This is a genomic window from Nonomuraea sp. NPDC002799, assembly GCF_053592075.1.
Map to the genome: position 1 here is coordinate 98,019 of NZ_JBSFVA010000028.1, position 26,864 is coordinate 124,882.

General features: G+C 72.3%; 32 protein-coding genes. 5 read left to right on the forward strand and 27 right to left on the reverse strand.

Going from position 1 to position 26,864, the window contains the following annotated elements:
- Nucleotides 1-157: 157 nt before the first annotated feature.
- The 11 genes from ACWD0F_RS37235 to ACWD0F_RS37285 all read right to left on the reverse strand — a co-directional run bounded on the left by ACWD0F_RS37235 (nt 158) and on the right by ACWD0F_RS37285 (nt 9,325).
- Nucleotides 158-805 (reverse strand): hypothetical protein, encoded by a 648-nt coding sequence (locus tag ACWD0F_RS37235; RefSeq protein WP_449884683.1) that lies wholly within the window; start codon nt 803-805, stop codon nt 158-160.
- Between the two features lie 287 nt (nt 806-1,092).
- A complete protein-coding gene (locus ACWD0F_RS37240) occupies nt 1,093-1,842 on the reverse strand; it encodes a tyrosine-type recombinase/integrase (RefSeq protein ID WP_449884686.1) in 750 nt (249 codons plus the stop codon).
- 3 nt (nt 1,843-1,845) lie between these two features.
- The gene (locus ACWD0F_RS37245; RefSeq protein ID WP_449884688.1) at nt 1,846-2,163 is read right to left on the reverse strand and encodes a YciI family protein; all 318 of its coding nucleotides are present in this window, start codon (nt 2,161-2,163) and stop codon (nt 1,846-1,848) included.
- A 54-nt stretch (nt 2,164-2,217) separates the two neighbouring features.
- Nucleotides 2,218-3,090 carry an alpha/beta hydrolase gene (locus ACWD0F_RS37250; RefSeq protein WP_449884690.1) on the reverse strand — a complete coding sequence of 291 codons (873 nt, stop codon included), beginning with the start codon at nt 3,088-3,090 and terminating at the stop codon, nt 2,218-2,220.
- Nucleotides 3,091-3,182: 92 nt separating this feature from the next.
- Nucleotides 3,183-4,277 (reverse strand): bifunctional 3-oxoadipate enol-lactonase/4-carboxymuconolactone decarboxylase PcaDC, encoded by a 1,095-nt coding sequence (pcaDC, locus tag ACWD0F_RS37255; protein WP_449884790.1) that lies wholly within the window; start codon nt 4,275-4,277, stop codon nt 3,183-3,185.
- Between the two features lie 2 nt (nt 4,278-4,279).
- Nucleotides 4,280-5,551, reverse strand: coding sequence for a 3-carboxy-cis,cis-muconate cycloisomerase (pcaB, locus tag ACWD0F_RS37260; protein ID WP_449884693.1), 1,272 nt, complete (start codon nt 5,549-5,551; stop codon nt 4,280-4,282).
- A complete protein-coding gene (gene pcaG, locus ACWD0F_RS37265) occupies nt 5,538-6,062 on the reverse strand; it encodes a protocatechuate 3,4-dioxygenase subunit alpha (protein WP_449884695.1) in 525 nt (174 codons plus the stop codon). The genes pcaB and pcaG overlap by 14 nt, the downstream gene beginning before the upstream one ends.
- Nucleotides 6,059-6,799, reverse strand: a complete 741-nt coding sequence (gene pcaH, locus ACWD0F_RS37270; protein ID WP_449884697.1) for a protocatechuate 3,4-dioxygenase subunit beta — start codon at nt 6,797-6,799, stop codon at nt 6,059-6,061. The genes pcaG and pcaH overlap by 4 nt, the downstream gene beginning before the upstream one ends.
- A gap of 5 nt (nt 6,800-6,804) precedes the next feature.
- Nucleotides 6,805-7,953 (reverse strand): thiolase family protein, encoded by a 1,149-nt coding sequence (locus ACWD0F_RS37275; RefSeq protein WP_449884699.1) that lies wholly within the window; start codon nt 7,951-7,953, stop codon nt 6,805-6,807.
- A complete protein-coding gene (locus tag ACWD0F_RS37280) occupies nt 7,950-8,579 on the reverse strand; it encodes a CoA transferase subunit B (RefSeq protein WP_449884702.1) in 630 nt (209 codons plus the stop codon). The genes ACWD0F_RS37275 and ACWD0F_RS37280 overlap by 4 nt, the downstream gene beginning before the upstream one ends.
- The gene (locus tag ACWD0F_RS37285) at nt 8,576-9,325 is read right to left on the reverse strand and encodes a CoA transferase subunit A (RefSeq protein WP_449884705.1); all 750 of its coding nucleotides are present in this window, start codon (nt 9,323-9,325) and stop codon (nt 8,576-8,578) included. The genes ACWD0F_RS37280 and ACWD0F_RS37285 overlap by 4 nt, the downstream gene beginning before the upstream one ends.
- A gap of 116 nt (nt 9,326-9,441) precedes the next feature.
- Here ACWD0F_RS37285 and ACWD0F_RS37290 point away from each other — a divergent pair, with 116 nt between their 5' ends.
- Entirely contained in the window at nt 9,442-11,007 is a 1,566-nt protein-coding gene (locus ACWD0F_RS37290; protein WP_449884708.1) for an IclR family transcriptional regulator domain-containing protein, read from the forward strand.
- Nucleotides 11,008-11,016: 9 nt separating this feature from the next.
- Here ACWD0F_RS37290 and ACWD0F_RS37295 read toward each other — a convergent pair whose 3' ends face one another.
- Nucleotides 11,017-11,835 carry an SAM-dependent methyltransferase gene (locus tag ACWD0F_RS37295; protein ID WP_449884711.1) on the reverse strand — a complete coding sequence of 273 codons (819 nt, stop codon included), beginning with the start codon at nt 11,833-11,835 and terminating at the stop codon, nt 11,017-11,019.
- Between the two features lie 210 nt (nt 11,836-12,045).
- Between ACWD0F_RS37295 and ACWD0F_RS37300 the strand changes: the two genes are divergently transcribed.
- From ACWD0F_RS37300 to ACWD0F_RS37310, 3 genes are read left to right on the forward strand one after another with little or no spacing between them, the layout of a single operon-like run.
- The gene (locus tag ACWD0F_RS37300) at nt 12,046-12,546 is read left to right on the forward strand and encodes a phosphoheptose isomerase (protein WP_449884713.1); all 501 of its coding nucleotides are present in this window, start codon (nt 12,046-12,048) and stop codon (nt 12,544-12,546) included.
- Nucleotides 12,547-12,551: 5 nt separating this feature from the next.
- The gene (locus ACWD0F_RS37305) at nt 12,552-12,764 is read left to right on the forward strand and encodes a HypC/HybG/HupF family hydrogenase formation chaperone (RefSeq protein WP_449884793.1); all 213 of its coding nucleotides are present in this window, start codon (nt 12,552-12,554) and stop codon (nt 12,762-12,764) included.
- Between the two features lie 31 nt (nt 12,765-12,795).
- Nucleotides 12,796-13,395 carry a D-sedoheptulose-7-phosphate isomerase gene (locus ACWD0F_RS37310; RefSeq protein WP_449884715.1) on the forward strand — a complete coding sequence of 200 codons (600 nt, stop codon included), beginning with the start codon at nt 12,796-12,798 and terminating at the stop codon, nt 13,393-13,395.
- Here ACWD0F_RS37310 and hypE read toward each other — a convergent pair.
- The 13 genes from hypE to ACWD0F_RS37375 are packed head-to-tail and all read right to left on the reverse strand — an operon-like array spanning nt 13,378 to nt 23,116.
- Entirely contained in the window at nt 13,378-14,451 is a 1,074-nt protein-coding gene (gene hypE, locus ACWD0F_RS37315; protein WP_449884717.1) for a hydrogenase expression/formation protein HypE, read from the reverse strand. The genes ACWD0F_RS37310 and hypE overlap by 18 nt on opposite strands.
- The gene (gene hypD, locus ACWD0F_RS37320; RefSeq protein WP_449884720.1) at nt 14,448-15,602 is read right to left on the reverse strand and encodes a hydrogenase formation protein HypD; all 1,155 of its coding nucleotides are present in this window, start codon (nt 15,600-15,602) and stop codon (nt 14,448-14,450) included. The genes hypE and hypD overlap by 4 nt, the downstream gene beginning before the upstream one ends.
- A 32-nt stretch (nt 15,603-15,634) precedes the next feature.
- Nucleotides 15,635-15,907, reverse strand: a complete 273-nt coding sequence (locus tag ACWD0F_RS37325) for a HypC/HybG/HupF family hydrogenase formation chaperone (RefSeq protein WP_449884721.1) — start codon at nt 15,905-15,907, stop codon at nt 15,635-15,637.
- Entirely contained in the window at nt 15,885-16,253 is a 369-nt protein-coding gene (locus tag ACWD0F_RS37330) for a hydrogenase maturation nickel metallochaperone HypA/HybF (protein ID WP_449884724.1), read from the reverse strand. Before ACWD0F_RS37330 ends, ACWD0F_RS37325 begins: the two co-directional genes overlap by 23 nt.
- Nucleotides 16,254-16,260: 7 nt before the next feature.
- On the reverse strand, nt 16,261-16,368 hold the full coding sequence (locus tag ACWD0F_RS37335; RefSeq protein WP_449884727.1) for a DUF6893 family small protein: 108 nt from the start codon (nt 16,366-16,368) through the stop codon (nt 16,261-16,263).
- Nucleotides 16,361-17,200 (reverse strand): hydrogenase maturation protease, encoded by an 840-nt coding sequence (locus tag ACWD0F_RS37340; protein WP_449884730.1) that lies wholly within the window; start codon nt 17,198-17,200, stop codon nt 16,361-16,363. The genes ACWD0F_RS37335 and ACWD0F_RS37340 overlap by 8 nt, the downstream gene beginning before the upstream one ends.
- Nucleotides 17,197-18,198: a hypothetical protein gene (locus ACWD0F_RS37345; protein ID WP_449884732.1), complete on the reverse strand. Its 1,002-nt coding sequence runs from the start codon at nt 18,196-18,198 to the stop codon at nt 17,197-17,199. The genes ACWD0F_RS37340 and ACWD0F_RS37345 overlap by 4 nt, the downstream gene beginning before the upstream one ends.
- 5 nt (nt 18,199-18,203) lie before the next feature.
- The gene (locus tag ACWD0F_RS37350; RefSeq protein ID WP_449884735.1) at nt 18,204-18,848 is read right to left on the reverse strand and encodes a DUF6084 family protein; all 645 of its coding nucleotides are present in this window, start codon (nt 18,846-18,848) and stop codon (nt 18,204-18,206) included.
- A 7-nt stretch (nt 18,849-18,855) separates the two neighbouring features.
- Nucleotides 18,856-19,074, reverse strand: coding sequence for a hypothetical protein (locus ACWD0F_RS37355; RefSeq protein WP_449884738.1), 219 nt, complete (start codon nt 19,072-19,074; stop codon nt 18,856-18,858).
- Nucleotides 19,071-19,790: a DUF5947 family protein gene (locus ACWD0F_RS37360; protein ID WP_449884741.1), complete on the reverse strand. Its 720-nt coding sequence runs from the start codon at nt 19,788-19,790 to the stop codon at nt 19,071-19,073. The genes ACWD0F_RS37355 and ACWD0F_RS37360 overlap by 4 nt, the downstream gene beginning before the upstream one ends.
- Nucleotides 19,787-20,251 (reverse strand): hypothetical protein, encoded by a 465-nt coding sequence (locus ACWD0F_RS37365; RefSeq protein WP_449884744.1) that lies wholly within the window; start codon nt 20,249-20,251, stop codon nt 19,787-19,789. Before ACWD0F_RS37365 ends, ACWD0F_RS37360 begins: the two co-directional genes overlap by 4 nt.
- Nucleotides 20,248-22,053, reverse strand: coding sequence for a nickel-dependent hydrogenase large subunit (locus tag ACWD0F_RS37370; RefSeq protein ID WP_449884747.1), 1,806 nt, complete (start codon nt 22,051-22,053; stop codon nt 20,248-20,250). The genes ACWD0F_RS37365 and ACWD0F_RS37370 overlap by 4 nt, the downstream gene beginning before the upstream one ends.
- 16 nt (nt 22,054-22,069) lie before the next feature.
- Nucleotides 22,070-23,116: an NADH-quinone oxidoreductase subunit B family protein gene (locus ACWD0F_RS37375; protein ID WP_449884749.1), complete on the reverse strand. Its 1,047-nt coding sequence runs from the start codon at nt 23,114-23,116 to the stop codon at nt 22,070-22,072.
- A 178-nt stretch (nt 23,117-23,294) separates the two neighbouring features.
- Between ACWD0F_RS37375 and ACWD0F_RS37380 the strand changes: the two genes are divergently transcribed.
- Complete coding sequence (locus ACWD0F_RS37380) at nt 23,295-24,500, forward strand: cytochrome P450 (protein ID WP_449884751.1); 1,206 nt, start codon at nt 23,295-23,297, stop codon at nt 24,498-24,500.
- A 105-nt stretch (nt 24,501-24,605) separates the two neighbouring features.
- On the opposite strand, the gene ACWD0F_RS37385 is transcribed toward ACWD0F_RS37380, so the two are convergent.
- Both ACWD0F_RS37385 and ACWD0F_RS37390 read right to left on the reverse strand, forming a co-directional pair.
- Nucleotides 24,606-25,877 (reverse strand): SGNH/GDSL hydrolase family protein, encoded by a 1,272-nt coding sequence (locus tag ACWD0F_RS37385; protein WP_449884754.1) that lies wholly within the window; start codon nt 25,875-25,877, stop codon nt 24,606-24,608.
- 163 nt (nt 25,878-26,040) lie between these two features.
- Nucleotides 26,041-26,847, reverse strand: a complete 807-nt coding sequence (locus ACWD0F_RS37390) for an NmrA family NAD(P)-binding protein (protein ID WP_449884756.1) — start codon at nt 26,845-26,847, stop codon at nt 26,041-26,043.
- Nucleotides 26,848-26,864: the final 17 nt, after the last annotated feature.

The window sequence follows — 26,864 nt, forward strand, 5'->3', positions numbered from 1 at the left end:
GAATAGCCATGCTGCCCCCTCGTCGAACTCGCAGGACGGGCGCCGGGTACGAAGGCCGCCGGCGTGCCCGGGCTACTGTTGACAACCTACCCGGCCATGGCCCCGAAACGCCACCTGACCTGCGTTTATCTCAGGCTCGCGGCGTTCGGTGGGACGGTCAGTTAAAGGGCAGGCGACGGTTCTTGTACATCGGGTGCTTGGTCTCCCAATAACGCCAGCCTTCCACCCTGGCCGGCACGTTCGCGATGCCGGTCGCGATCTTCCGGTGGCGGCACGTGCCGACCACCGACCAGGCCGACCAGCCGATGCGGTAACCGAAGACGCGGTACCACATGTTGCCGTACATGCCCCGGCTGACCTCCCGGGTGTACTCGTGCCCGGTGTAGACCATGTGCCGCTCCTCAAGGTGCGGCAGTCCCAGCTTGCGCAGGTGGGAGATCACGTCCGTGGGCGTGAACGAGAGCTGGTCGTGAAACAGCGGCGTCTGCTTCTCCCGCTCGGTTTCGAGGAAGGCGAGCACTTCGTGCTCCCGCGTGACCGACACCGACATGGAGCCGCCGGGACCGTCGATGTAGCGGGTGCGGGGCAGGAAGAAGTTCCTCGGGGAGACGCGGTGCACCTTGTAGAAGGTGCGCGGCGAGCAGCGCCCGCCGGTGTTGCTGTGATGATCACCGTGGTGGTCGCCGTGATCACCGTGCCGGTCGCCGTGGCCGTCGGCGCCCGCCGCGCTCGCCGGGGAGGCGAAGGTGGCGGCGAGGGCCAGCGCGAGGGAGCCGCGCATGGTCAGCTGCGCCGCTCTCTTCACCGATTGACGCGCCTTCGGCCGGGCGGCTGTGACATGTGTACGGGTAAACATATGACGTCCTTTGTGGAATGCGACGCGAATTGGCCGGCAGACCCGATTGCGGCCCCCTGCGCGAGCTGGTAAGACCGGTACGATATTTACAGTTTCCGCAGGTCAGGGCAGAACGCCACGCCGTATCCGAATATCCGGTACTAGGCAAGGAATAGTGAAAAAGTGGCAACATCCGGCGACCGATCCGGTAAAGGAATGCGGTCCGCCGGGCTTTGTTCGGATATGCGCTGGCCGCGCTATGGCTTGAGCCGCCGCAGGGTGTAGCCGTCGCCCGCCGGGTCCAGCGGCTTGGTGGCCTGCTTGAAGAGGTACTCCGCCCGCTCGTACGACAGCCGGCGGCGTCCCGTCTCCGGGCACAGGTCCGCCTCCGCCGCGCCGCGGGCCGGCCCCGGCCGCCGGCCGGCGAGGAACACCGGGCCGCTGCCCCGGCCCTCGACCAGGTGCGCGAGCAACCGCGCGGTCCCGGCGCGCCACGTCACCCAGCCGCCGTGCGCACGGGCCCGGCGGCCCCGCAGGTCCAGGTCCTCCACGTTGAGAGCGAGCACGGTGGACACCGCGGCGGCGGACTCGTGCAGCAGCCACCACAGGGTGCGCTCGCGCAGAGCCGGGGCGGGATCGTCCAGCAGGGTCTGGAGCTGCGCCGGGCCGAGCGAAGGCGTCCGGGTCCTGTCCTCGGGGCGCCGGTCCAGGCCCGCGGCGACATCGTCCAGCGCGGCCCAGGCGGCGAACGAGCGCACCGCCGACCGGTGCCGGTTCCAGGTCCTGGGGGCCGCTGTGCCCCACGACGTGGCGAACACCCGGGCCACCTCGGCGGGGGTGAGGGCGGCCAGCGGCAGGTGCTCGCCCAGGCTGCGGCAGAGGCGGCGCAGGGTCTGGCCGTACGAGCGCAGCGTGCCGGGGTCCAGGTCGTCGCGGTTCAGGAACGCCCGGCAGGCCGCGCCGAGCGTGCCGCCGGACGCGGCGGGGGTGCCATGGACGTCGCCCACGGCTCAGAACACCCGCTGGATCACGCTCTCGCCGTCCCCGACGATCTTACGGAAGCGGCGGGTCAGATCGATCGCCTCTTCCCTCGACGCCACCTCGACCAGCGCGAACCCGGTCACGGCCGCCATGGCCCCGGCGAACGGCCCGTCCGTCACCGTGACCTTGTCGCCCGAGGAGGTCACCAGGATGCCGCCCGCCTCCAGCCCCCCGGTCGCCACGAGGACGCCGGCTTCGGTCAGCTCCTCGATGAACGTGCCCATGTCGGCGTACAAGCGGTCGCCGGGTGGGGTGCTGGAGGACTTAGACATCATGAGATAGCGCATATGCGCAGCTTATCGCCGCGTTCCCTGTCACATCGGGGGCCGTGCCAGTGCCTCTCAGCGTGATGGGCCCGAGCCCAAGAACGTCAGCAGGGCCGCCGCCACCTCCGCCGGAGCCTCCTCGGCGACGTGGTGCCCGCTGTCGATCGCCTGGCCGCGCACGTCATCGGCCCACGACCGCCACACCTCCAGCGGATCCCCGTACAAATCCTCCATGTCGTCCTTCGTGGCCCAGAGGAACAGCGTCGGGCAGGCGACACGACGTCCGGCCGCACGGTCGGCGTCGTCGGCCGCGCGGTCCAGGCCCAGCCCGGCGCGGTAGTCCTCGCACATCGCGTGCACCGTCTCCGGGTCGTGGACGGCGCGGCGGTAGTCCTCGTACGCCTCCGCGCCCATCTGCTCGGCGCTGCCCTGATACCAGGCGTCGGGGTCGGCGTTGATCACCCGCTCCGCGGGTTTGGCGCTCTGGCCGAGGAAGAACCAGTGCCACCACCGCGCCGCGAACCTCGCGTCGGCGCGGGCCAGCGCCTCGCCGATGGGCACGCCGTCCATGACGACCAGGCGCGTGACCGCTTGGGGGTGGTCGACGGCGAGGCGGTGGGCGACGTACGAGCCGCGGTCGTGACCGGCCACGGCGAAGCGGTCGTGGCCGAGCGTGCGCATCAAGGCGACCAGGTCCCTGGCCATGGCGCGCTTGGAGTAGGGCTCGTGGTCGGGGGTGGTGGGCGGCTTGCCGGAACGGCCGTATCCCCGCAGGTCTGGACAGATGACGGTGTGGTGAGGGGCGAGCAGGGGCGCGACGCGGTGCCAGGTCGCGTGGGTGCGGGGGTGGCCGTGGAGGAGCAGGATCGGGGGGCCCGAGCCGCCGTGCCGTACGAACAGCTCCGTCTCGCCCACGTCGATCATGCCGGTCTCGAAGTCGTCGAACATCCCCACCCCCTACCCCGCCCACGCAAGATTCGCGTCCCCGCCCCCGCGAGCCGGGGGTGGCACGCCCGGCCCGCGCACGGTGACAAGCGGGCTCAGGATTCGGACAGGACGCGCTGGGCGACGGCGAAGGCGGCGTTCGCGGCGGGGACGCCGCAGTAGACGGCCGTCTGGAGCAGCACCTCGCCGATCTCGTCCGGGGTGAGCCCGTTCCTGAGCGCGGCGCGGACGTGCATGGCCAGCTCGTCGAGATGGCCGTGGGCGACGAGCGCGGTGAGCGTGACGCAGCTCCGGGTACGACGGTCCAGGCCCGGCCTGGTCCAGATCTCGCCCCAGGCGTAGCGGGTGATGAAGTCCTGGAAGTCCCTGGTGAAGCCGGTGGTGCGGGCGACGGCCCGGTCCACGTGCTCGTCACCGAGCACCTCGCGGCGCACCCGCATGCCGGGCTCGGACGGCAGGTGCGCGAGGAGGGCCGCGGTGACCCGCTGCGGCTGGTCGACGTTCGCGAGGTGGGCGGCGGCGGGCACCTCCACGAGCGCGGCGCCGGGGATGCCGTCGGCCAGCTCGCGGGCGTGGGCGGGCGGGGTCGCGGGGTCGTCCCGCCCGGCCAGCACCAGGGTGGGCACGTCGATCGTGCCGAGATCGCCGCGTACGTCGTAGCCGGCCAGCGCGTCGCAGCAGGCGGCGTACCCGGCCGGATCGGTTCGCCCGAGATCGTCGAGCAGCGCCTGGTCGGCGGGGCCGGCGAACCACCGCGCGGCGCTCGCCTCCCGCAACGGGGCCGTGCCCTTCTCCCGTACGAGCCGCGCCCGCTCCCGCCACGCCTCCGGCTCGCCGAACCTGGCGGAGGAGCAGATCATCGCCAGCGAGAGCAGCTTGCCGGGGTGCCGCGCGGCCAGGGTGGCCCCGATCGCACCACCGATGGAGATGCCCGCGTAGTGGAAGCGCTCCATGCCGTGCGCCGCCGCCACCTCCAGCACGTCATCCGCGAGGGCCTCCATGGTCAGCTCAGATCCCGCACCGCCGTGCGCGGGCGAGCCGTCGTGACCTGGCAGGTCGAAACGGAGCACTCGGAACGTCCGGGTCAGCGCGGCCAGTTGCGGGTCCCACACGCGGGCCGACGTGCCGAGCGAGGGGCCGAGAATGAGGGGAAGGCCGTGTTCCGGGCCGTCCAGCCGGTGCTGCAACAGGGTCACTTGTCCTCCAGCGCCCGGTCGACCAGGGCGGTCGCGTAGCCGGGCGTACCGTCGATGTCCAGGTTGGCGCGCATGCGCTCGGGATGCGTCCGCAGGTCGGCGAGCAGCTCGGCGGCGTCGCGGGCGGCGCCGGCGACCAGGCGGAGCGCCTCGCGCAGCGGTTGCCATTCGGCGTGCCAGGCCCCGGCCGGCCGCTCGTCCTCCGCCGCGAGACAGGCGTAGAGAACGGCGGCGAGGGCGGGCACCTGGCGGGCGGTGGCGGCGATCATCGTGGCCCTGACCGGGTTGTGCTTGTGGGGCATGGACGACGAGCCGCCGCCGACGCCCTCCGTCACCTCGGCGATCTCGGTACGCGAGAGCACGAGCACGTCGGCCGCGAGCTTGCCCAGCGCCCCGGCCGTGAACGCCAGCGCCCCGGCCAGGTCGGCCACGGGCGTGCGCAACACATGCCACGGCAGCACCGCCTCGGCCAGCCCGGTCTCCACGGCATAAGCGGCCATCAGCCGAATCCCGGCATCCTCGTCGTGAGCACCGGTGCCGGTTTCGGCGGGCGTGTTGGTGGAGGTGCCGGCGGGGCCGGGTGGGCGCATGGCGGCGAGTGTGCCGGCCGCGCCCCCGAGTTGGGCCGGGAGCGAGCGGCGGGCGGCGGCGAGCCGGGTGCGGGCGTCGGTGGCGAGCCGGTGCCAGCCCGCCGCCTTCAGCCCGAACGTCGTCGGCACCGCCTGCTGGGTGAGCGTACGCGCGGCCATCGGGGTGTCGCGATGCTCGGCCGCCAGCGCGGCGAGCCGGTCGATCACCTGGTCCAGGTCCGCGAGGACGGCGGCCAGGGTGCGGTGGACGACCAGCATGAGGGCGGTGTCGAGGATGTCCTGGCTGGTGGCGCCGTGGTGCACGTGCTCGCCGTAGGGCGCGGCGGCCTTTCTGAGGTCCTGGACCAGCGGGATGACCGGGTTGCCGCCGGAGCGGGCGCGTACCACCAGGCCGGGCAGGTCGAACGCGTCGGCGCGGGCGGCGGCGGTCACCGCGTCGGCCGCCTCCGGCGGGACCAGCCCGAGGGTGGCCTGCGCACGGGTGAGCGCGGCCTCGGCGTCGAGCAGCGCCTGCAGCACCGCCACGTCGCCGGTCTCCGCCACCGCCGCCCGCATGGGCGACAGCAGCCCGAGGTCCGCACCCGCGAGCCCGTCAGCCGCAGCGTCCGGGGGCCCGTCAGGCGCAGCACCCGCGAGCCCGTCAGGCGCGGCGCCCGGGGGCTGGTCAGCCGAAGTCAAAGAAGACCGTCTCCTTCTCGCCCTGCAGGTGGATGTCGAACCGGTAGAGGTCGTCGCGCTCACGCGCCGCCAGCAAGGTCTGTGCCCGCTCAGGCGGCAGTGTGTCAAGAAAGGCGTGCGGGGCCAGGTAGACGCGGGTGTAGAGGTGGTGCAGCAGGCCGCGGGCGAACACGCAGACGCTGATGTAGCCGGTGCCGGGCACGAGCGTGCGCAGCGTCCAGCGGCCGTCGAGGCCGGTGGGCACCCGGCCGAAGCCGGTGAAGTCGACGCCGTGCCGCCCGATGACCGCGCCGTTCACCGGGTCGCGGCGGAGTGTGCCGGGAGCGCCGCTCAGGCCGCCGTCCGCGTCGGCCTGCCAGAACTCCAGCAGCGCGTCCGGCACCGGCTCGCCGGCGCCGTCGTAGACGTGGCCGTGGAGGGTGATCCCGCCGGTGGCGATGTCGCCGCCGCCGGGGAACGGCAGCGCGTAGCCGTAGAAGGGGCCGACGGTCTGCGAGGGGGTGGGGTTCATCGGCCTTCTTCCATCCAGGTCGCGGCGGGGCCGTCGAGGACGATGTCCCAGCGGTAGCCGAGCGACCATTCGGGCGTGGACAGGTCGTGATCGTAGGTGGACACCAGCCGCTGCCGGGCGCTGTCGTCGGTCACGGACTGCAGGATCGGGTCGTAGGGGAAGAGCGGGTCGCCGGGGAAGTACATCTGCGTGACCAGGCGCTGGGTGAAGGCCGCGCCGAACACCGAGAAGTGGATGTGGGCCGGCCGCCAGGCGTTGGTGTGGTTGCGCCACGGGTAGGCGCCGGGCTTGATCGTGGTGAAGGAGTAGCCGCCGTCGCCGTCGGTGAGGCAGCGCCCGACGCCGGTGAAGTTGGGGTCGAGCGGGGCCGGGTGGTCGTCGCGCTGGTGCGGGTAGCGGCCCGAGGCGTTGGCCTGCCAGACTTCCAGGAGCTGGCCGCGGACCGGGCGGCCCTGCCGGTCGAGCACCCGGCCCCGTACGGTGATCCGCTCGCCCAGGGGCTCGCCGAGGTGCTGGCGGGTCAGGTCGTTGTCGAGCGCGGTCACGTCCGAGACGCCGAAGACGGGCCCGGACAGCTCGGCGGCCTCCGGGTCCTTCAGCGAGACCAGCGGCTGGCGCGGATGGCGCAGCAGGGTGCTGCGGTAGGGCGCGTAGTCGCGGGCCGGATGGTCCCCGCCGCCTGCCGCGTGGCGTTCGGCGATCTCGCGGTCGATCTCGCCCTGGGTGAGGGGGGTCATGGTGCCTACCTTTCGAGTATGACGGCCAGGCCCTGGCCGACGCCGATGCAGAGGGTGGCGAGCCCCGTGCCGGAGCCGGCCGCGGCCAGCCGGTGGGCCACGGTGCCGGTGATGCGGGCCCCGGAGGCGCCGAGCGGATGGCCCAGGGCGATGGCGCCGCCGTCCGGGTTGACGATCGCGGGGTCGAGGGCGGGCAGTTCGGCCAGGCAGCCGAGGACCTGGGCGGCGAACGCCTCGTTCAGCTCGGCCGTGGTCAGGTCGCCGAAGTCCTTGCCCGCCTTGGCCAGGGCCTTGGTGGCGGCTTCGACGGGACCGAGGCCGAAGTAGCGCGGTTCGAGCGCGCTGGACGCGCTCGCGGTGATCCTGGCCAGGGGTTCGCGGCCGCGCAGCCCGGCCTCGTCGGTGAGCAGCAGGGCCGCCGCGCCGTCGTTGAGCGGGGAGGAGTTGCCCGCGGTGACCGTGCCGCCGTCCTTGCGGAAGACGGGCCTGAGCTTGGCCAGCGCCTCCGGCGAAGAGTCGGCGCGGATGCCCTCGTCCCTGGTCAGGCCGTTGATGGGGACGATCTCGCGGTCGAAGGTGGCCTTGGCCGCCTTCTGGTGGCTGGCCAGCGCGAACGCGTCCTGATCGGCGCGCGCCACGCGGTGCTTGTCGGCGATCAGCTCGGCGCCCTCACCGAGCGGCACGGTGTGCTCGGGGGGCATGCCGGGGTTGACCAGCCGCCAGCCGAGCGTGGTGGAGACGAGCTCCTGGCCGCCGGCCGGGAACGCCTTGTCCGGTTTGGGGAGCACCCACGGCGCGCGGGTCATCGACTCCACGCCGCCGGCGATGACCGTGGCGGCGTCGCCGAGCGCGATCATCCGGTACGCCTGGATGACGGCCTCCATGCCGGAGCCGCAGAGCCGGTTCACCGTCGAGCCGGGCGTCGTGACCGGCAGCCCGGCGAGGAGCGCGGCCATGCGGGCGACGTTGCGGTTCTCCTCGCCGGCGCCGTTGGCGTTGCCGAGGATGACCTCGTCGGGGGCCTCCAGGTCGTTGCGCTCGGCGATCGACCTGACGACGTGCGCGGCCAGGTCGTCGGGGCGGATGCCGGACAGCGCGCCGCCGTAGCGGCCGAAGGGGGTGCGGACCGCGTCCACGACGTAGACGGTCTTCATGCCAGAACCTCAGCTTCCGTACGCTCGCGCAGCTCGGCCACGCTCACCCCGGGCGCGGTCTCGACCAGCCTCAGCCCGTCCTCGGTGATGTCGAGGACGGCGAGGTCGGTGATGACGCGGTGCACGCACGCCTGGCCGGTGAGCGGCAGCGAGCACTCCTTGACGATCTTCGCGGAGCCGTCCTTGGCGTTGTGGTCGGTGATCACGATGACCTTGCGGGCTCCGTGGATCAGGTCCATGGCCCCGCCCATGCCCTTGACCAGCTTGCCGGGAACCATCCAGTTGGCCAGGTCGCCGCGCGCGGAGACCTGCATCGCGCCCAGCACCGCCACGTCGATGTGCCCTCCCCGGATCATGCCGAACGACAACGACGAGTCGAAGAACGCCGCGCCGGAGCGCACGGTGACCGTCTCCTTGCCGGCGTTGATCAGGTCGGGGTCGAGCGCGTCCGGCGCGGGGTAGGGCCCGACGCCGAGGATGCCGTTCTCCGAGTGCAGGATCACGTCCACCTCCGGCGGGAGGAAGGACGGGATGCGGGTGGGCAGCCCGATGCCGAGGTTGACGTAGTCGCCGTCGCGCAGCTCGGCCGCCGCGCGGGCGACCATCTCGTCGCGGGTCCAGCTCATGACGTGGTCCTCTTCTCGATCGCCTTGTCCGCGGCCTGCTCGGGGGTGAGCACCAGGACCCGCTGGACGAACACGCCGGGCAGATGGACCTCGTCGGGGTCCAGCTCGGTCAGCTCCTCGACCTCGGCCACCGTGACGTGCCCGGCCATCGCGGACAGCGGGTTGAAGTTGCGCGCCGACTTGTTGAAGACCAGGTTGCCGTGCCGGTCCCCCTTCGCCGCCCGGACCAGCGCGAAGTCCGTCCTGATGCCGTGCTCCAGCACGTACGTCCGGCCGTCGAACTCGCGCACCTCCTTGGGCGGCGAGGCGACGGCGACCGTGCCGTCGGGGTTGTGGCGCAGCGGCAGGCCGCCGTCGGCGACGGGGGTGCCGACCCCGGCGGGCGTGTAGAAGGCGGGGATGCCGGCGCCGCCCGCGCGCAGCCGTTCGGCCAGGCTGCCCTGCGGGGTCAGCTCGACCTCCAGGTCCCCGGCCAGATACTGCCGGGCGAACTCCTTGTTGTCGCCGATGTAGGAGGCGGTCACGCGGGCGATGCGCCCGGCCGCCAGCAGGATGCCCAGGCCGCCGCCGTCGACGCCGCAGTTGTTCGACACCACGGAGATCCCGCTCACCCCGGTGTCGTACAGGGCCTGGATCAGAACGTTGGGGATGCCGCTGAGGCCGAAGCCGCCGACCGCGAACGACGCGCCGTCACGCACGCCCGCCAGCGCCTCCTCGGCGGTCGCGACCACCTTGTCTCTCCGCACGACGCTCCATTCACCGGGATGTGTTCGCATAGTGAACTTTAGTTCGTTATTATGCAGTTGAGTATGCGTACATAGCAGCATTCCTGTCAAAGCGCCCCTGACTCAGCGGAGACGAGATGGAACCGGCCGGGACTCTGGAACGCGGGCTCCGCGTTCTGCGCGCGCTGACGTCCGAGCCCGTGCGCCGCATGCGGGCGACCGACCTGGTGCAGGAGACGGGCCTGGCCAGGTCCACGGTCGACCGGGTCCTGGCGACCTTCGTGCACCTGGGCCACCTGCGGGCGCGGGAGCGTGACGTGCTGCTCGCCCCGCGCCTGATGGAGCTGGGCGCGGCCTACCTGCGCTGCGGCGGCCTGCGCGACGCCCTGTCCCTGCTCGCCGAGAGGCTGGCCGGGGAGCTGGAGGAGTCGGTGTCGCTGGCCGTGCGGGACGGCGACGGGGTGCGCTTCATCGGCCAGTTCACCCGGCGGCGCACGATGTCGGTGGCCTTCCGGGTCGGGGACCTGCTGCCCGCCGCCCGGTGCGCGGCCGGCCTGGCGCTGCTCGATCCCGCGGCGACGTGGGCCGAGGACGACCAGCTCATCGAGCCTGGCCTGATCGCCGTCGCGGTGCCCGTCCGCGACCGCGACGGCACGCCGGTCTGCGCGGTCAGCGTGGTCAGCCACAGCAGCAGGCACACCGTGGCCGGCCTGCGCGAGCACGCCCTGCCCCGGCTGCTCAAGACGGTCGCGGAGATGGAGTCCACCCTGGCTGCCCCGCCCGCCCCCGCCCCCGGTCCTGTCCCCGGCCCCGGTCCTGTCCCCGGCTCCGCCTCCGCCCCGGTGCACCGGCCGCCCGCGCAGCGGCCGGTGGCCGCCGCCGTGGACGTCTCGCGTGCCGTCAAGAAGGAGCTGGGCCCCGGCTACCTGCAGTCGCTGGCCCGCGGCCTGGCCGTGCTGGTCTCGCTCGGCGCGGAGCCCGGCGGCGCGACCCTGGCCGGCTCCGCCAGGAGCACGGGGCTCCCCCGGGCCACCGTCAGGCGGTCACTGCAGGTCCTGGAGCACCTCGGATACGCCGCCTCCGACGGCTCCCGCTTCGTCCTGCTGCCCAAGGTGATGGAGCTCGGCTACGCCCACCTGTCGGAGCGCACGCTGGGCGAGGTCGTCCAGCCGCACCTGGCCGACCTGGTGGCCCGCCTCCACCAGTCGGCCTCCGTCGCGGTGTTGTCGGGGGACGACGTTCTGTACGTCGCGCGCGTGGCCACGGTGAGCATCATGACCGTCAACATCACGGTGGGCACCCGGTTCCCCGCGTACGCGACCTCGATGGGCCGGGTCCTGCTGGCCGACCAGCCCGCCGAGCGGCTGGCCGCCATCGCGCTCAAGCCGCTGACCAGCCACACCATCACCTCTCCGGGCGCCTTCGCGGCGGCCCTGCGGCAGGCGGCCGAGGACGGCTACGCGCTGGTCGACCAGGAGCTGGAGGAGGGCGTGCGATCGATGGCGGTGCCCGTGCGCGACGGGGACGGCCGGGTCGTCGCGGCCGTGAACGTGGCCACGCACGCCAGCCGAGCCACCCCCGAGGACCTGCTGCGCGACGTCCTGCCCGCACTCGACGCGGCCGCCGCCGGCATGGAGGACGACCTCCGGCACTATCCGGCCACCCCCCGGCCATCAGCGGAGACGCACGTCGTCCGCCCCTGAACGCGGCGGCTAGGGGAGGCGGCCGACCGCGCCGACGAGCCCGGGGACGGTCAGGTCGGCTTCGAGCAGCCGGTCGGGCTCGGACTCCGGCCGCCAGGTCCGCACCGGCACCAGGCCGGGCTCCAGCAGCGTCAGGCCGTCGAAGTAGGAGGCGATCTGCGGCAGGGAACGCGCGGTCAGCGCCGCCGGCCTGGTCGTCTTGTACACCTGCTGCCCCGCCCTGACCTTCGGATCCGCCACGTCCGGCGCGTAGAAGTGGGAGATCAGCAGATGGCTGCCCGGCGCCAGCGGGCGGCGCAGCGCCGTCACGATGTCGCTCACCCGCCGGTGATCGGGCACGAAGTGCAGCACGGCCGAGATCAGCACCCCCACAGGCCGGCTGAAGTCCACGTGGGCGAGGACGCCGGGGTCGCCGAGGATCGCCTCCGGATCGGTGACGTCGCCCCAGACGGCGACGGTGCCGATGTCGCCGGCCAGCAGCGCGCGGGCGTGCGCCAGGACGATCGGGTCGTTGTCGACGTAGACCACCCGGGTCCCGGGAGCGGCCCGCTGCGCGACCTCGTGCACGTTCTCCCGGGTGGGCAGACCGGCCCCGAGGTCGAGGAACTGCCTGATGCCCTGCCCGACCATCAGGCGCACGGCCTTGCCGATGAACGCGCGGTTGTCGCGCGCCGTCTCGCGCACCTCGGGAACGATCGCGATGATCTTCTCGGCGGCCTCGCGGTCGGCGGGGAAGTGGTCCTTACCGCCCAGGTAGTAGTCGTACATCCGGGCCACACTGGGAATCGACGGGTCGATCCCCGGGACGTGCGGTTGCGGAGCTGTCACATCGTCTCCCTGGGCTGGAGCGGTCGCCGGCGTAGAGAACGGCTCTCCTGTCGCGGATCATTCTCGTGATCCACGGGCCCGGTGTTCAAGCCCTGCGCGGGGCGGCGAATCTTGCCGGGACCTTTGCCTGACGCGTTGCGGAGAACACGTCACTGTCCGTACCCGGGGACGGTGGAATGGGCGATGTGAGGCGATAAGCGGGAGGCTGGGATGGCGGGAGTGCTGGATCGGTTCCTTACCGGGCGTGACGCCGCGGGCCTGGCGCTGGTGGACGGCGCCGACGCCGTCATCGACGCCGCGGCCGCCATGGCCGCCCGGTTCCGGGAGGGCGGCGGGCTGCTGGCCTTCGGCCGGGCCGAGGGCGCGGCGGACGCGGCGCACGTGGCGGTGGAGTTCGCCCATCCGGTGATCGTGGGCAAGCGCGCGCTGCCGGCGCTCTGCGTGGGCGCCGAGCCGTCCCGGCTGACCGTCCTGGGCCGGCCGCGGGACATCGCCGTGGGCGTGCGGCCGGCGGCCGGCGATCTGGCCGCCGCTCGGGGGCTCGGCATGCTGACCGTCGCCCTGACGGCGAACGAGACGTGCGCGGAGGCGGATCACGTGCTGCCGGCGCGGAGCGACGATCCGCTGGTCGCGCGGGAGATCCATATGACGATGTACCACCTGCTGTGGGAGCTGGTTCACGTGTTCTACGACGCGGAGCCGGGCGCGTGAGCGGCATGGACGAGGCGGCCTGCGAGTCCTGCCTGACGTGCGGCGACGTCGCCGTACGGGTGAAGGTCACGGCGCTGCTGCCGATGGGGCTGGCCCAGGCCGAGACCTGCGGCGGGGTCGAGGAGATCAGCGTGGCGCTCGTGGCGGTGCGGGTCGGCGACACCGTGCTCGTGCACGCGGGCGAGGCGATCGCCGTGGTCGAAACGGCGGACCCGTGACCGGGACGATCGTGGCCGAAAGGGTGGAGTCGTGACCGGGACGCTGTACCCGTTCCTGCGGCGGGACCCGCTCGACGTGCGGGCCTCCACGGCCGCGAAGGCCCGCGAGAGTCTGGAGCTGCGGCAGCGCGTGCTCGGCGAGCAGCAGGAGGCGCTGGTGGCGGGCGCGGCGGCGCTGGCCGCCGCCTTCCGGGGCGGCGGGCGGTTGTTCACCTTCGGCAACGGCGGGAGCAGCACGGACGCGCGGTCGGTCGCCGAGCTGTTCACCGCGCGCGGCCTGCCGGCCGTCTCCCTGGCCTGCGACACGGCGCTGGTGACGGCGCTCGGCAACGACGTGGGGTTCGAGGTGGTGTTCGCCCGCCAGCTCGCCGCGCTCGGCGGCGCGGGCGACATCGCCTGCGCGCTGTCGACCAGCGGCGGCTCGGCGAACGTGCTGCACGGCCTGGCGCAGGCGGGCAGCCTGCGGATGGTGACGGTCGGCTTCGCCGGCTCCGGAGGCGGGCGCATGGCCGAGGAGGGGCTGGCCGAGCATCTGTTCGCGGTCCCGTCCCTGTCGGTGCACCGCATCCAGGAGGCGCAGGCGACGCTCTACCACGTGCTGGCCGAGCTGGTGTCAGCAAATACGCGGTAGCGGGTCGCCGACGAGGACGTCGACCACCCGGGTGCCGCCGAAGGCGGTGCGCAGCAGGACCAGCCCGGCCGGGGCGGCGGCCACCGTGCCGATGATCGCGGCGTCCGCGCCCTGCGGGTGGGCCCGCAGCGTGGCCAGGGCCTGGTCGGCGTGCTCGCCGTCGACCACCGCCACGAAGCGGCCCTCGCAGGCGACGTAGAGCGGGTCGAGGCCGAGCAGCTCGCACACTCCGGTGACCTCGGGCCGTACGGGGATCCGCGCCTCGTGCAGCACCACGGACGTCTCGGAGGCGCGGGCGACCTCGTTGAGCACCGTGGCGACGCCGCCCCTGGTGGCGTCGCGCAACGTCCTGACGTGCCCCGGCAGCGCCGCCAGCAACGCCGAGACGATGTCGTGCAGCGGCGCGGTGTCGGAGGCGATCGCCGCTTCGAGCTCGAAGTCGCCCCTGGCCAGCATGATGGCCGCGCCGTGCGCGCCGATCGGGCCCGAGACGATGACGGCGTCGCCTGCCCGCGCGCCGGCGGCCGACAGCGTGACCGGCCGCTCGACGAGCCCGACGCCGGCCGTGGTGATGTAGCAGCCGTCGGCCTTGCCGCGCTGGACGACCTTGGTGTCACCGGTGACGATCGTCACCCCCGCCAGCGCCGCGGCGGCGGCCATCGAGGCGGTGATGCGCCGCAGGTCGGCGACCGGGAAGCCCTCCTCCAGGATGAAGCCGGCCGACAGGTGGGCAGGCCGGGCGCCGCACATGGCCAGGTCGTTGACCGTGCCGTTGACGGCCAGGTCGCCGATGTCCCCGCCGGGGAAGAACAGCGGCGAGACCACGAAGGAGTCGGTGGTGAAGGCCACCCGCGCGCCGGCCAGCGGCAGGAGCGCGCCGTCCTCCAGCGGGGCGAGCAGCGGGTTGCGGAACGCCTCCAGGAAGACGGCCTCGATCAGGGCGTGGGTGGCCTTGCCTCCGGCGCCGTGGGCGAGCGTGATGCGCTCCTCCCTGACGACGGGCGGGCGCCGCCGTATCCGCTCGATGCGGTGGAGCACCTGCTCTTCGCGGGTCACGCCCGGCTCGCCTCCCCCGCCAGCGGCTCGCCGGCCGTCGCGCGCAGGCGTTCCCGGTCGAAGCGGCCGAAGTTGTAGTACGCGGCGCAGGCGCCCTCGGAGGAGACCATGCAGGTGCCGATCGGCGTCTCCGGGGTGCACGCGGTGCCGAACACCTTGCACTCCCACGGTTTCAGCACGCCCTTCAGCACCTCTCCGCACTGGCACGAGCGCGGGTCGGCGACGCGGACGCCGGGCAGGTCGAAGATGCGTTCGGCGTCGAAGGCGGCGTACTCGTCGGCCATCGCGAGCGCGGAGTGGCTGATGAAGCCGAGCCCGCGCCACTCGAAGTGCGGCCGTAGCCGCATGACGCGGCCGATGGCCGACAGCGCGACCCGGTTGCCGTGCCACGGCACCACGCGGGCGTACTGGTTCTCCACCTGACAGCGGCCCTCGGCGAGCTGGACGAGCAGCATGTGCACCGAGGCGAGGATGTCCAGCGGCTCGAACCCGGCGACGACCAGCGGCTTGCCGTAGTCGTGGGCGATGAACTCGTACGGCTGGCAGCCGATCACCGCCGAGACGTGGCCGGGGCCGATGAACCCGTCGAGGCGCAGGTCCGGCGAGTCGAGGATGGCCTTGATCGCCGGAATGATCATGACATGGTTGCAGAAGACGGAGAAGTTGGTCAGGCCCTCGGCCGCGGCCCGCAACACCGTCACCGCGGTGGAGGGCGCGGTCGTCTCGAAGCCGATGGCCATGAACACGACCCGCCGGTCCGGGTTGGCCCGCGCGATCTTGAGCGCGTCCAGCGGCGAGTACACCATCCGGATGTCGGCCCCCGCCGCCTTGGCCTCCAGGAACGAGCCCGCCCCGCCGGGCACCCGCATCATGTCGCCGAACGACGCCATGATCACGTCCGGCTGGCGGGCGATGTGGATGGCGTCGTCCACCCGGCCCATCGGGATCACGCAGACGGGGCAGCCCGGCCCGTGCACGAGGCTCACCTCCGGCGGCAGATGGTCTTCCAGGCCGTGCTTGTAGATGGTGTGCGTGTGGCCGCCGCACACCTCCATGAACGTGTACCGGCGGCCGGGCTCGCGGCGCGCGGCGATCTGCGCGGACAGCACGCCCGCCCGCCCGGCGTCGCGGTACTCATCGACGAACCGCATCGGTCCCCCTCCTGCGATGCTTGTGTCCCGGCTCATCCGATGTCCGAGGCGCGCAGCGCGTCGAGCTCCTCGGCGTACGGCTCCCCCAGCTCCTGGAGGTAGTCGAGCACCGCCTGCGCCTCGCGTTCGGAGATCTTGGACAGCGCGAACCCGACGTGCACGAGCACCCAGTCGCCGAGCGCCAGCTCCTCGTCGGCGAGCAGGCCGACGTTGATCCGCCGGCGCACGCCGCTGACCTCCACCAGGGCGAGGTCGTCGTGCCCGTGGGCGAGATCGACCAGCTCACCGGGGATGCCCAGGCACATCGGACACCTCCGCCTCGCGCAGCGTGATCGACTCCAGGACCAGCTCGTCGCCGCCGCTGATCTGGACGCCGTCCTCGCCGCACACCGGGCAGGCGGCCAGCACGTCCATCGACTCGGAGTGGCAGCCGCACGCCCGGCAGCCGACCGTCATCGGCGTGATGACCAGCTCGACCTCGGCGTCCTGGACGACGGTGCCGGCCGCGGCGAGCGTGAACGCCTGCCCGAAGGCGTCGTCCAGGACGGCGTGCCGGACGCCGACCCGCACCCGGGCGGCCGTGACCCGCCCGTCGCCCGCCTGCCGCCTCAGCAGCTCGACGAGACCTTCGCACATCCCGATCTCATGCATGCGGCCCCTACATCCGTTTCATCTTCAGATACCGGTGGATCTCCGGCCATTGGTGGACGGCGACCGCCGCCAGCCCGCAGAGCAGGAGCAGTCTCACCATGCGGGATCTACGCATCTCCCATCACCTCCTCGCGGGCGCTTGGACCGGCATTTTCCGCAATCATGTCCATGACCAGGGAATTCACCAGTCGCACCGCATCGTCCAGCATTGCCCGTACCGGCTCGCTCAGCTCGAACAGCGCCTCCTCGACCGTGGCGGGCTCGCAGCACACCACCCGCACCCGGGCGGGGACCCGGCCGAGCTGCCGAGCCAGCCGCAGGACCCGGACCGGATCCAGGCCGTGCGCCTCCACCGGCGTGGCGGCGTCGTCCGGCTGCTCGGGTGCGAGCACGGTGAGCGTGCCGGGGGCCGCGCCGCGTGCGGCGGCGTCCACGAACACCACGGCCGCGTAGTCGCGCTGGAGGGCATAGGCCAGATCCAGCCCCCGGATGCCGAAGTCGACGACGTCCACGCCCGGGACGCCCGGCTGCTCGGCCAGGCGGCGGGTCACCTCGACGCCGAATCCGTCGTCGCCGAGGAAGACGTTGCCGATGCCCGCCACCAGGATCCGGCCGGCGGCCGGGGGCGCCTCGTGCTCGCCCAGCGGCTCGATCTCCGTGGCCGAGTAGAAGAAGCGGTGCCCGGGCAGCTTGGCCTCGCCGAGGTCACGGCCGGGATCGTCGTCGAGCGTGACCGCGACGTGCAGGGCGCCCTCGTCGTCCTGCTCGACGCTCTCCACGACGGCCGTGCGGCCGTCGAGGACGAGGTCGAAGATGTCGGTGTGGCTCCTGGGCCGCAACCGCACCCGGCTGCCCGGCCCGACCGCCACCCCGGCCACGATCACCTCACCGGGCCCGCACGCCGCCATCCGCTCCCAGAATCCGTCCCGATCGCCTGGCGTGGTCATGTCAGTGGCTCCGTTCTGCGCATGAGGCCGTGCAGCCGCATGAGGTCCTCCTGTGTCAGCGCGGTGCAGCGGTCGAGGATCTCGCGGGCGCGCGGGTCCCCGTCGCGCATCTCCTGCCGCTCCTGGTCGCTGAGGGCGAGCACGCTCAGCGTGAGGAGCTGGTCGATCTCGGTCGCGTCGAACAGGTCACCGGGGCTCTCCGGCGCGATCCTCGGGTGGTCGTAGAGGATGATCGGCGAGGCCAGCACGGTACGCAGGTCGCCCTCCGGCCCGGCCAGCACCGGCCACACGCCCTCGTTGCGGCACCCCTCCGCGTGCTCGCGCAGCTCCTGCGGCGGATCCATCAGCGAGACGAACCGCGCGTGCGGCGCGTGCAGCACGGTGTGCGCGGAGACGAGCGAGCGGCGCAGGGCGTCGGCGCGGCTCCCGCCGGGCCACGGTGTGGTGTTGACCACCTCGACGGTGATCCGGAACAGCCCTGGCCGCAGCAGGACCGCCCCCGCCTCGATCCGGCCGCTCAGCGCGTGCCAAGTGCGCAGCACCGCTCCCGACCGGCCGTCCGCGCCGGTCACCGGCCGGCGCCGCACACCGGCCGGGACGTCGATCGGCACGACGACCGGGCCGGCCAGCAGGTCCGCCAGGACGAGCCCCGGCAGCTCCACCTCGCGCTCCCGCGCCTCCTCGCCGGGCCGGTAGGTGGCGCCGTCCAGGACCAGCGCGTCGACGGCGGCCGGCGTGCCGTCGTCGTAGCGGGCCACGTCGCGGGTGACGGCGTGCAGGAAGCGCACGCACACGTCGACGGTGTCGCCGGGCCCGGCTTCGAGGAGGCATTCGGTACGCGTGCGCCACGCGTGGCCGTCGTGCGCCCGGCCGTACGCCTCGGGGTGCACGCCGCCGATCGTCCAGCGGTGCCGGTTCTTCAGTGACGTCTCGCGGTAGGGCCACAGGAGGTAGCCCTCGTACAGCACGGCCTGCGCGATCTGCCGGACCTGGTCCATCGAGGTCAGCCTCCGTCCGTGTCCAGCAGTGACCGCACCGCGTCGTCCCAGCCGAGCAGGGTGTGCCGGACCTTGTGCGCGTACAGGCGGTCGAACGTGTCGCGATCCAGCCGGATCCAGGCGGTGCGCGGGAAGTGGCGGTCCATGAGCTCCTTCCACGCGGTCACCGGCATCAGGAAGGCCGCCTCGGTGTCCCAGGGCAGGTGGGCGGCCTGGAGCCGGCCGTCGTCCAGATAGAAGACGGTGCCGGTGAACAGGAAGCGCAGCGGCACCTGGCCGTCGGGCAGGCCGTGCAGGTATTTGGTCGCGGCCACGTCGAAGTCGTACGTGCACGGCACGGTGACGGGGGCGACCGTGCTGCCGGTGAAGGCGGGCACGTGGGTGACCGTCTGCGTCCAGAGCAGGCTGGACAGGTTCCGCTCCCAGGTGGCGGGCCCGCCGAACAGCTCCTGGAGCCGTTCCCGGGCGGGTTCGTCGTAGCCACGGCTGGTGGCGTCGATGCGGATCTGCGTGGACAGCGTCAGCGCGCGGATCCCCGACGGCGGGTCCTCGTGGATGCGGAGCTGGAACCGCAGGGCGGGCACGGCGGCGGGCGCGGCCGGCTCGACGCCGCGGACCTCGATCCGCAGGGCCGGTGGTGTCGGTGGCATGGCGGGATCAGGCGGGTGACAGGTTGGGCATGTCCGGGTCGATCGGATCGTGTTGATCCGGATTGATGCCGGTGGAGCGTCTGGCCGTGGAGCGGCCGTCGGGCAGGTGCCCGTCCTGCTTGGCGGAGTTGCCGGGCGCGTTGCCCTCCTTGACGCCCTTGACGTGGGCGGGCGCGTCGGGGCGGACGTCGGGCCGGCCGGTCCTGATCGGCTGTTTCCTGCTCATGCTGGGCTCCTGTCGGCGGGCACACTCGTGGATCGGTCGCCGAGGTCGGCGAAGAAGCGGGTGACGTGCGCGCGGACGTCCGCGCCGCCGGTCAGGCCCCGCCAGTGGGTACGGATGGCTCCGACCAGCGCGTAGCAGTCGTCCACCGGAACGATCCAGGCGCCGCGGTCCCGGTCGGCGAGCAGCGCCTCCACGTCCGGCTGAAGCTCGGCGAGCACCGGGTTGTCGCGCCGCAGGCGGTCCCACGCGCCCTGGTCGCCGGGGCCCTGGACGGCTCCGGCCGGGCTCGGGTAGTACGGGACGGCGCGCTCGCCGGCCGAGTCGCGGACCACGAACGCCATACGCACCGGCACCCCCATCTGCGCCCAGACCGGTCCGTCCATGACGAAGCCGCTCAGCGCCCAGCGGCGCTGGGGCACCAGGCGGTAGTGTCCGCCGCCCGCCGCCGCGTGGTCGAAGAGCACCTGGCAGGCGCGGCACGCGCAGCGCAGCTCCCTGTCCGGCAGCTCCAGCAGGTGGCGGTGGACGGGGGGCAGCGGCTCCCCGCACAACTCGCACGGCCCCGCCGCCCCCTCCCGCGGCCGCCGCCGCGCCTCAGCGGCCAGCGACCACAACCGGCCGCCCGCGCCATCGGTCGCGGCCTGCGCCACCGCAGGCGAAGCCGGGGCGCCAGTTGCGGCCTGCATCCCCGCGGGCGAAGCCGGGGCGCCGGTCATGGGGCGGGGGTACGGGAGGCGGGCCGGACGGTCAGGCTCGCGGCCGGGATCAGCGGCGCCGGCGCGAGCCCGCTCTCGAACTCGACCTGCTGGATCTCCGGCGCCGCGTCCAGCACCGCCTCCCGCAGGGCCGACCGCTCGGCCGCCGCCGACGAGCGGCAGCCGGTGGCGGGCAGGCGCAGGCGTACCCGGTCGTCCTCGACCGCGAGCACGTCGGCGGAGGTGCCGGCCAGCGCCGCCGTCACGCGGGCACGCGCGTCCAGCGGATGCAGGTCGTGCAGCAGGAGCAGGGCCGCCACCAGCTCGTCGGCGGCCAGCAGCGCGGCCGTCTCCTCCCCCACGGCGGCCATGATGCGTCCCAGGCCGTCGCCGTACAGGTCGAGCAGCTCCTTGACGAGCTCGATCGTGGCCGGGTCGGCCTGTTCGAGCAGGGCCTCGATCCGGCCGATGCGCTCGTTCATCCGGAGACGCCCGCGCCGAAGGTGGGCGAGTGCACCTGCTGGAGCACCTTGCCGTCGCCGAGGTACATGTGCACGCCGCAGGGCAGGCACGGGTCGAAGCTGCGCACGGTACGCATGATGTCGATCCCCTTGAACGTGTCGGGCCCGTTCTCCTCGAAGATCGGCAGCCCCTGCACCGCGTCCTCGTATGGCCCCGGCGTGCCGTACATGTCGCGCGGGCTGGCGTTCCAGGGCGTCGGCGGGTACGGGTGGTAGTTGGCGATCTTGCCGTCGCGGATCACCATGTGGTGCGACAACACCCCGCGCACCGCCTCGTGGAACCCGCAGCCGATCGCCTCGTCCGGCACCTCGAAGTCGCTGAACACCTGCGTGCGCCCCGCCCGCACCTCGCCCATCGCCTGCTCGACGAAGTAGAACGCCATCGCCGCCGCGTAGGCCACGAAGTAGGCGCGGGCCCGGTTGCGCTCGATGGTGTTCGCCCAGCGCGGCACCTTCCACTCCAGCGTCGTCTCCGGGAAGGACGCGCTCTTGGGCAGGTTGATCTGCACGCCGCTGCCGGTGGCGCGGACGGTGCCGGTGTCGACGACGCCGGCCAGCGCCGTCGCCCACAACCGGGCCAGCGGGCCGCCGCCGGTGTCGAGCGCCAGGTGGTCGCCGGTGCGCTGGTCGAACCAGCGGGGGCTCATCACCCAGCTGTAGTTGCCGTCTTCGAGGTCGCGCTTCTGCGGCTTGGGCAGCGTCGTCTGGTTCCACGGATGGCGCTGGTCGACCGGGTTGCCGAGCGGGTCGTGGCTGACGAACGTCTCCTCGGACTGCCAGTCGTCGTAGTAGGAGCTGCCCAGCAGGATCCGGATGCCGAGGTTGATGTCCACGAGGTTGGTCGTCAGCAGCTCGCCGTCCAGCACGATGCCCGGCGTGACGAACATCTTGCGGCCCCACTCGGCCATGTTCCGGTAGTCGTAGTCGACCGCGGCCGGGTCCTGGAAGGCGCCCCAGCAGCCGAGCATCACCCGCCGGCGGCCGACCTCCTCGTAGCCGGGCAGCGCCTCGTAGAAGAAGTCGAAGAGGTCGTCGTTCATCGGAACGGCCTTCTTCACGAAGTCGAGCACCTTCAGCAGCCGCACGAGGTAGTCGGTGAACACCTGGGGCGTCGCCACGGTGCCCACGCCGCCCGGGTAGAGCGTCGACGGGTGCACGTGCCGGCCCTCCATCAGGCAGCACATCTCCCTGGTGACCCGGCTGACCTGCAGCGCCTCGCGGTAGACGTCGCCGGTGAACGGGTTGAGCGCGCGCATGACGTCGGCGATCGTGCGGTAGCCGTGGATCCCGGAGTTGGGCGCCATGGTGCTCTCGGCCCGGCGCAGCAGGCTGGGGTTGGTCTCCTTGACCATCTGCTCGCAGTAGTCGACGAAGACCAGGTTGTCCTGGAAGAGCGTGTGGTCGAACATGTACTCGGCCGCTTCGCCCAGGTTGATGATCCAATCGGCGAGTGGCGGGGGCTTGACGCCGTACGCCATATTCTGGGCGTAGATCGAGCAGACCGCGTGGTTGTCACCGCAGATGCCGCAGATGCGGCTCGTGATGAAGTGCGCGTCGCGCGGATCCTTGCCCTTCATGAACACGCTGTAGCCGCGGAACAACGACGACGTGCTCTTGCACTCGACGACCTCGCGGTTGTTGAAATCGATCTTGGTATAGATGCCCAGGTTGCCGATGATCCTGGTGATCGGGTCCCAGGACATCTCCACCAGCTCGCGGGACTCGCCCGTCCGCTGCTTGGATCCCGCCGTACGGGTAGTCACCTCGCCGTGCCCCTTCTCAGCCGTTTCCCCAGCGCGGGTCGTACCCGCTGGTCAGTTTGCCGCCGTTGTGCCGCCACTTCGGCTCCTTGTTGGCCGTCCTGTTGGTGATCGAGCGGAGCCTGCGGATCAGCGAGCCGTAGGCGCCGCTGATCGCCGCCGACACCGACCCGCCCGGAGGCTCGTCCATGAACGGCATGAACTTGTCCGGAAAGCCGGGCATCGTGCAGGCGATGCAGACGCCGCCCACGTTGGGGCAGCCGCCGACGCCGTCCATCCAGCCGCGCTTGGTGACGTTGCAGTTGACGACCGGACCCCAGCAGCCGACCCGCACCAGGCACTTGGGCGAGTTGTAGTCGTGGGCGAAGTCGCCCTGCTCGTAGTAGCCGGCCCGGTCGCAGCCCTCGTGCACGGTCTTGCCGAACAACCAGGTGGGCCGCGACATCTCGTCGAGCGGGATGGTCGGCGCCCTGCCCGCCGCCTGGTAGAGCAGCCAGGTCAGCGTCTCCATGAAGTTGTCGGGCTGCACGGGGCAGCCGGGCACGTTCACGATGGGCAGGCCGCCGGCGGAGCGGAAGTCGCGGCCCAGGTAGTCGGCGAGCCCCATGCTGCCGGTCGGGTTGCCGGCCATGGCGTGGATGCCGCCGTAGGCCGCGCAGGTGCCGATCGCGACGACGGCCCACGCCTTGTGCGCCAGCCGGTCGAGCCACTCGTTGACCGTGATGGGCTCGCCGGTGACCGGGTCGTTGCCCATGGACGTCCAGTAGCCGTCGCCGTTGATGTTCTCGTTCGGGATCGAGCCCTCGACCACGAGGATGAACGGTCCCAGCTCGTCGCGGTGGGCCTGGTGGAAGGCGGCCATGAAGGCGTCGCCGACCTCGGTGGCCAGGACCTTGTTGTGCAGGTGCACCTTGGGCAGGCCCGGCACGAGACCGAGCAGCACGTCCTCGATGCTCGGCAGCGTGGCGGCGGTGATCGAGACGGTGTCGCCGTCGCAGCTCATGCCCTCCGAGGTCCACAGGATGTGCACCTCGTCCAGGCCGGCCGGTGTCTGTGTTGCGGTCATGGCCCAAGCCCCCTTTGTGCGAGGCACTGGCCGTACATGACTCTCTGCATTCGGCCATTACCTCTGCGTAGCGGACATACCGCATTGACGTACGGTGCAAACCAGGCTTGATCCCCATTGACGAGAATTAAGTAGATCGACTTAAATGTGAGCGTTCACGATCGCGGGAGGCATCGACTTGAGCGACACCGGCCGGCAGATTCCGCACTACCCCTTCCCCAACCCGAGCGCGCTGGAGCCGCCGGAGGAATGGGCGGAGCTGCGCGGCGGCTGCCCCGTGGCGCCGATCCGGCTGGCCAGCGGCGACCAGGCGCTGCTCCTGACCCGGTACGCCGACGTCAAGCAGGTCCTGTCGGACCCGCGCTTCACCCGCCAGCTCGACGCCGCCGACGCCGCCCAGGTGACCGCGAACGAGTCCGGCGGCGTCTTCGGCACCAGCGCCGGCCTGAGCGCCGAGAACCACCGGGCCTGGCGTCAGCTCGTGGGCAAGGCGTTCACCGCCAAGCGCGTCCTGGCGATGCAGCCCAGGATCGAGGCCATGACCGAGCACCTGCTCGACGAGATGGTCAAGAAGGGCGCGCCCGCCGACCTGGTGAGCGGGCTGGGCTTCCCGCTGCCGGTCTGGGCGATCTGCGACCTGCTCGGCGTGCCCGACTCCGACCGCGACAAGTTCGCGTACTGGTCCGACACCATGCTCAGCCTCACCAAGTTCACCCAGGAGGAGATCGACGCCGCCCAGGAGAGCTTCGTCTCCTACCTGAGCGCGCACGTCGCCGCCAAGCGGGCCGAGCCGGGCGACGACCTGATCAGTGAGTTGATCGAGATCGTCGGCTCGCTCGACGGGCGGCTGACCGAAGAGATGCTGATCATGACGGCCAAGGGGCTGCTGGTCGCCGGGCACGAGACCACCGCGAACATGATCGGCAAGATGGTCGCGATGTTGCTGTCGGACCGCGCCCGGTGGGAGAGCCTGCTCGCCGACCGAGCGCTGATCCGGCCGGCGGTGGAGGAGAGCCTGCGCTTCGACGCCAACCCCGGCTTCGGGATGCCGCGCTACCTCAGCGAGGAGGTCGAGGTCGCCGAGACCACGCTGCCGGCGGGCACGACGGTGGTGTGCAGCATGGCCTCGGCCAACCGCGACGAGCGGCAGTTCGAGCAGGCCGGCGCCATGGACCTGACCCGCTCCCCCAACGCCCACCTGGCCTTCGGCGTCGGCCCGCACTCCTGCATCGGGCAGGCGCTGGCCCGCACCGAGATGCAGACCGTGCTCAAGGTGCTGCTGGACCGCCTGCCCTCGCTGGAGCTGGCCGTACCCGCCGGCGAGCTCGCGCGCCACGAAGGGCTCGTCGTCGGCGGCCTGGAGCGGGTCCCCGTGCGGTGGTGAGAGGTGCCCGCCAAGGCCGAGCAGGCGCGTGACACCGTGAGCAGCGCCCGTTCGGATCGGGATCCGGCTCGCGCCCGCGCGTCTTGAGCAGCCGGACGTGTCCGCCTATGGGCGCAGCAGCCTGGCCGGGACCGCGGCGGCGAGTGCCTGGTAGCCGGCCGGGTTGAGGTGCAGGTGGTCGCCCACGTCGTACGCCGCCGCGAGCCGCCGCGGCTCGGCCGGGTCACGGGCCGCCCGATCGAAGTCGATCACCGCGTCGAACCGGCCGCTGGTGCGGATCCAGTCGTTGACCGTCTGCCGGGCCGCCTCCCGGAACCCCTCGGCGTCGTCGTAGGAGGTGTTCCCGCCGAAGGGCGTCAGCGTGGCGCCGTACACGCGGATGTCGTGCGCCTGGACCCGCGTCACGATCTGCTCGTAGGCGGCGATCAGGTCGTCGGCGACCTGCTTCTGGGCGGCCTCGGTCGCCGGGGCCGTGCCGATGTCGTTGACGCCCTCGAAGACGATCAGCCGGCCGACGCCGCTCTGCGCCAGCACGTCGCGGTCCAGCCGGGCCAGGACGTTGGGGCCGAGACCGTCGTTGAGCACCCGGTTGCCGCCGGCCGCCTGGTTGGCGAAGGTGAGGTCCGGGAAGCGCAGCCGGTCGGCGAGCTGGTCGGGCCAGCGGTCGTTCTGGTTGGTGGTGGAGCCTCTGCCGTCGGTCAGCGAGTCGCCCACCACGACGACGGCGGACGTGGCGCGCTTGGCCCACACCTCGACGCCGCTGAGGAAGTACCAGTGGTCGACCGGGGTCGCGCCGGTCAGCGCGGTGGCCTCGACCTGGTCGCCCGGCGCCAGGTAGGAGGTGGTCCTGGAGCCGGGGTGCGAGGTGATCGCGGTGCCGGCCTGGCCGGTGGCGAGATGCACGGTGACGGTCAGGATGGAGCGGGCGGCCACCGGCAGGTCGAAGGGGTCGGAGACGGCCTGCGCGCCGGCCGGGACGACCGCCGAGGGCCGCCCCGAGAACGTCACGGGCCGGGCCGTCCCGGTCCTGATCGAGCTCACTCCGGCCTGCCCGCCCTCCGGGAGCGCCACGGAGACCCGGGTGATCGGCAGCGGCGCGCCGCCGAACGCGTTGGACAGGCGCAGGCGCATCCGAGGCCCGCCGGCCGTCACCCGCAGGGTCTGCCGCAGCGTGCTGTCGGCCAGCACCAGCCCGTCCTGCGTGTACGGCGCGGGCGGCATGTTGTTCGGCTCCGTGAGCTGCGGCATCGCCGTCCACGCGGTGACCCAGCGCCCGCCGGGCGCCGACGCCCCTTCGGCGCCGCCCGTGACGCCGCCCATCACACCGGCCACGATCGCGAGCACGGCGACGGTCGCCAGCGTCCACACTCTGCCCATAGGTCCGCTCTCCGAAAGTTTCGGCCTATCATCGAATGTTTCAGCCAGGACCGTATGCGCCGGATCGCCCCCGGTCAATGGGCCCCCATCCACGCGCTCGCGCACCTCGCCGCGAACGTGAAACTTTCACCACACGGCCCCTCTTGGCAGGCTGGGCCTCGGCCTAGAAACGGTCTGCGTGCTCGTCCGCCCACTGGGTGAACGTCCGTGCCGGACGGCCGGTCACCCGTTCGACCGTGTCGTCCACGGTCGTGGCGGAATCACCGGGCTCGGCATACCAGCCGACGACATACTCGGCGTCCGCCCGCGACACACCGGTGGCCGTCAGCCTGTCGATCGCCTGTTCGTGCGTGATCGGCTCGAAGGCGATGTCGCGGCGGATCACCCGGGACAGGATCGCGATGCGCTCGCTCAAGGTCAGCGGTTCGGGTCCGGTGAGGTTGTAGGACCGCCCCGCATGGCCGTCATCGAGCAGGGCGACGGCTGCCACGGCCGCGATGTCGGCCTCGTGCACCAGCGCGCTGGGAAAGTCGTACGGCTCTCGGACCACTCCCTCGGCTCGGATCGATGCGGCCCAGGTCAACGTGTTGCACATGAACTCCTGTGCTTCCAGACGTGTCCAGGCCACGCCTGAGTCCGCCACCGCCTGCTCGACCGGGCCCACCCAGCCGCCCCACAACACGGTGAGGCGCTGAACGCCCGCGGCGACCGCCCGCTGGACCAACTCGGGCCCGACCTCGGCCAGCCCCGCCGTCACCGTGATGTGCAACCGGCTGACGCCGTGGAGTGCGGCGTCCAGCTTCTCCGGTGTGTTGTGCGTGCCGGCCACCAGCTCCACCTCTGCCGGAAACCTTCCCGCGTTCGCCGCCGGGTCTCGTGTCAGGGCCCGAACCCGCTCTCCTCGGCGGACCAGCTCTGCCACAACATGCCGGCCGGTGTTCCCGGTGGCGCCTGTCACCAAAGTCGTCACAGTCGAGTTCCTCAGGT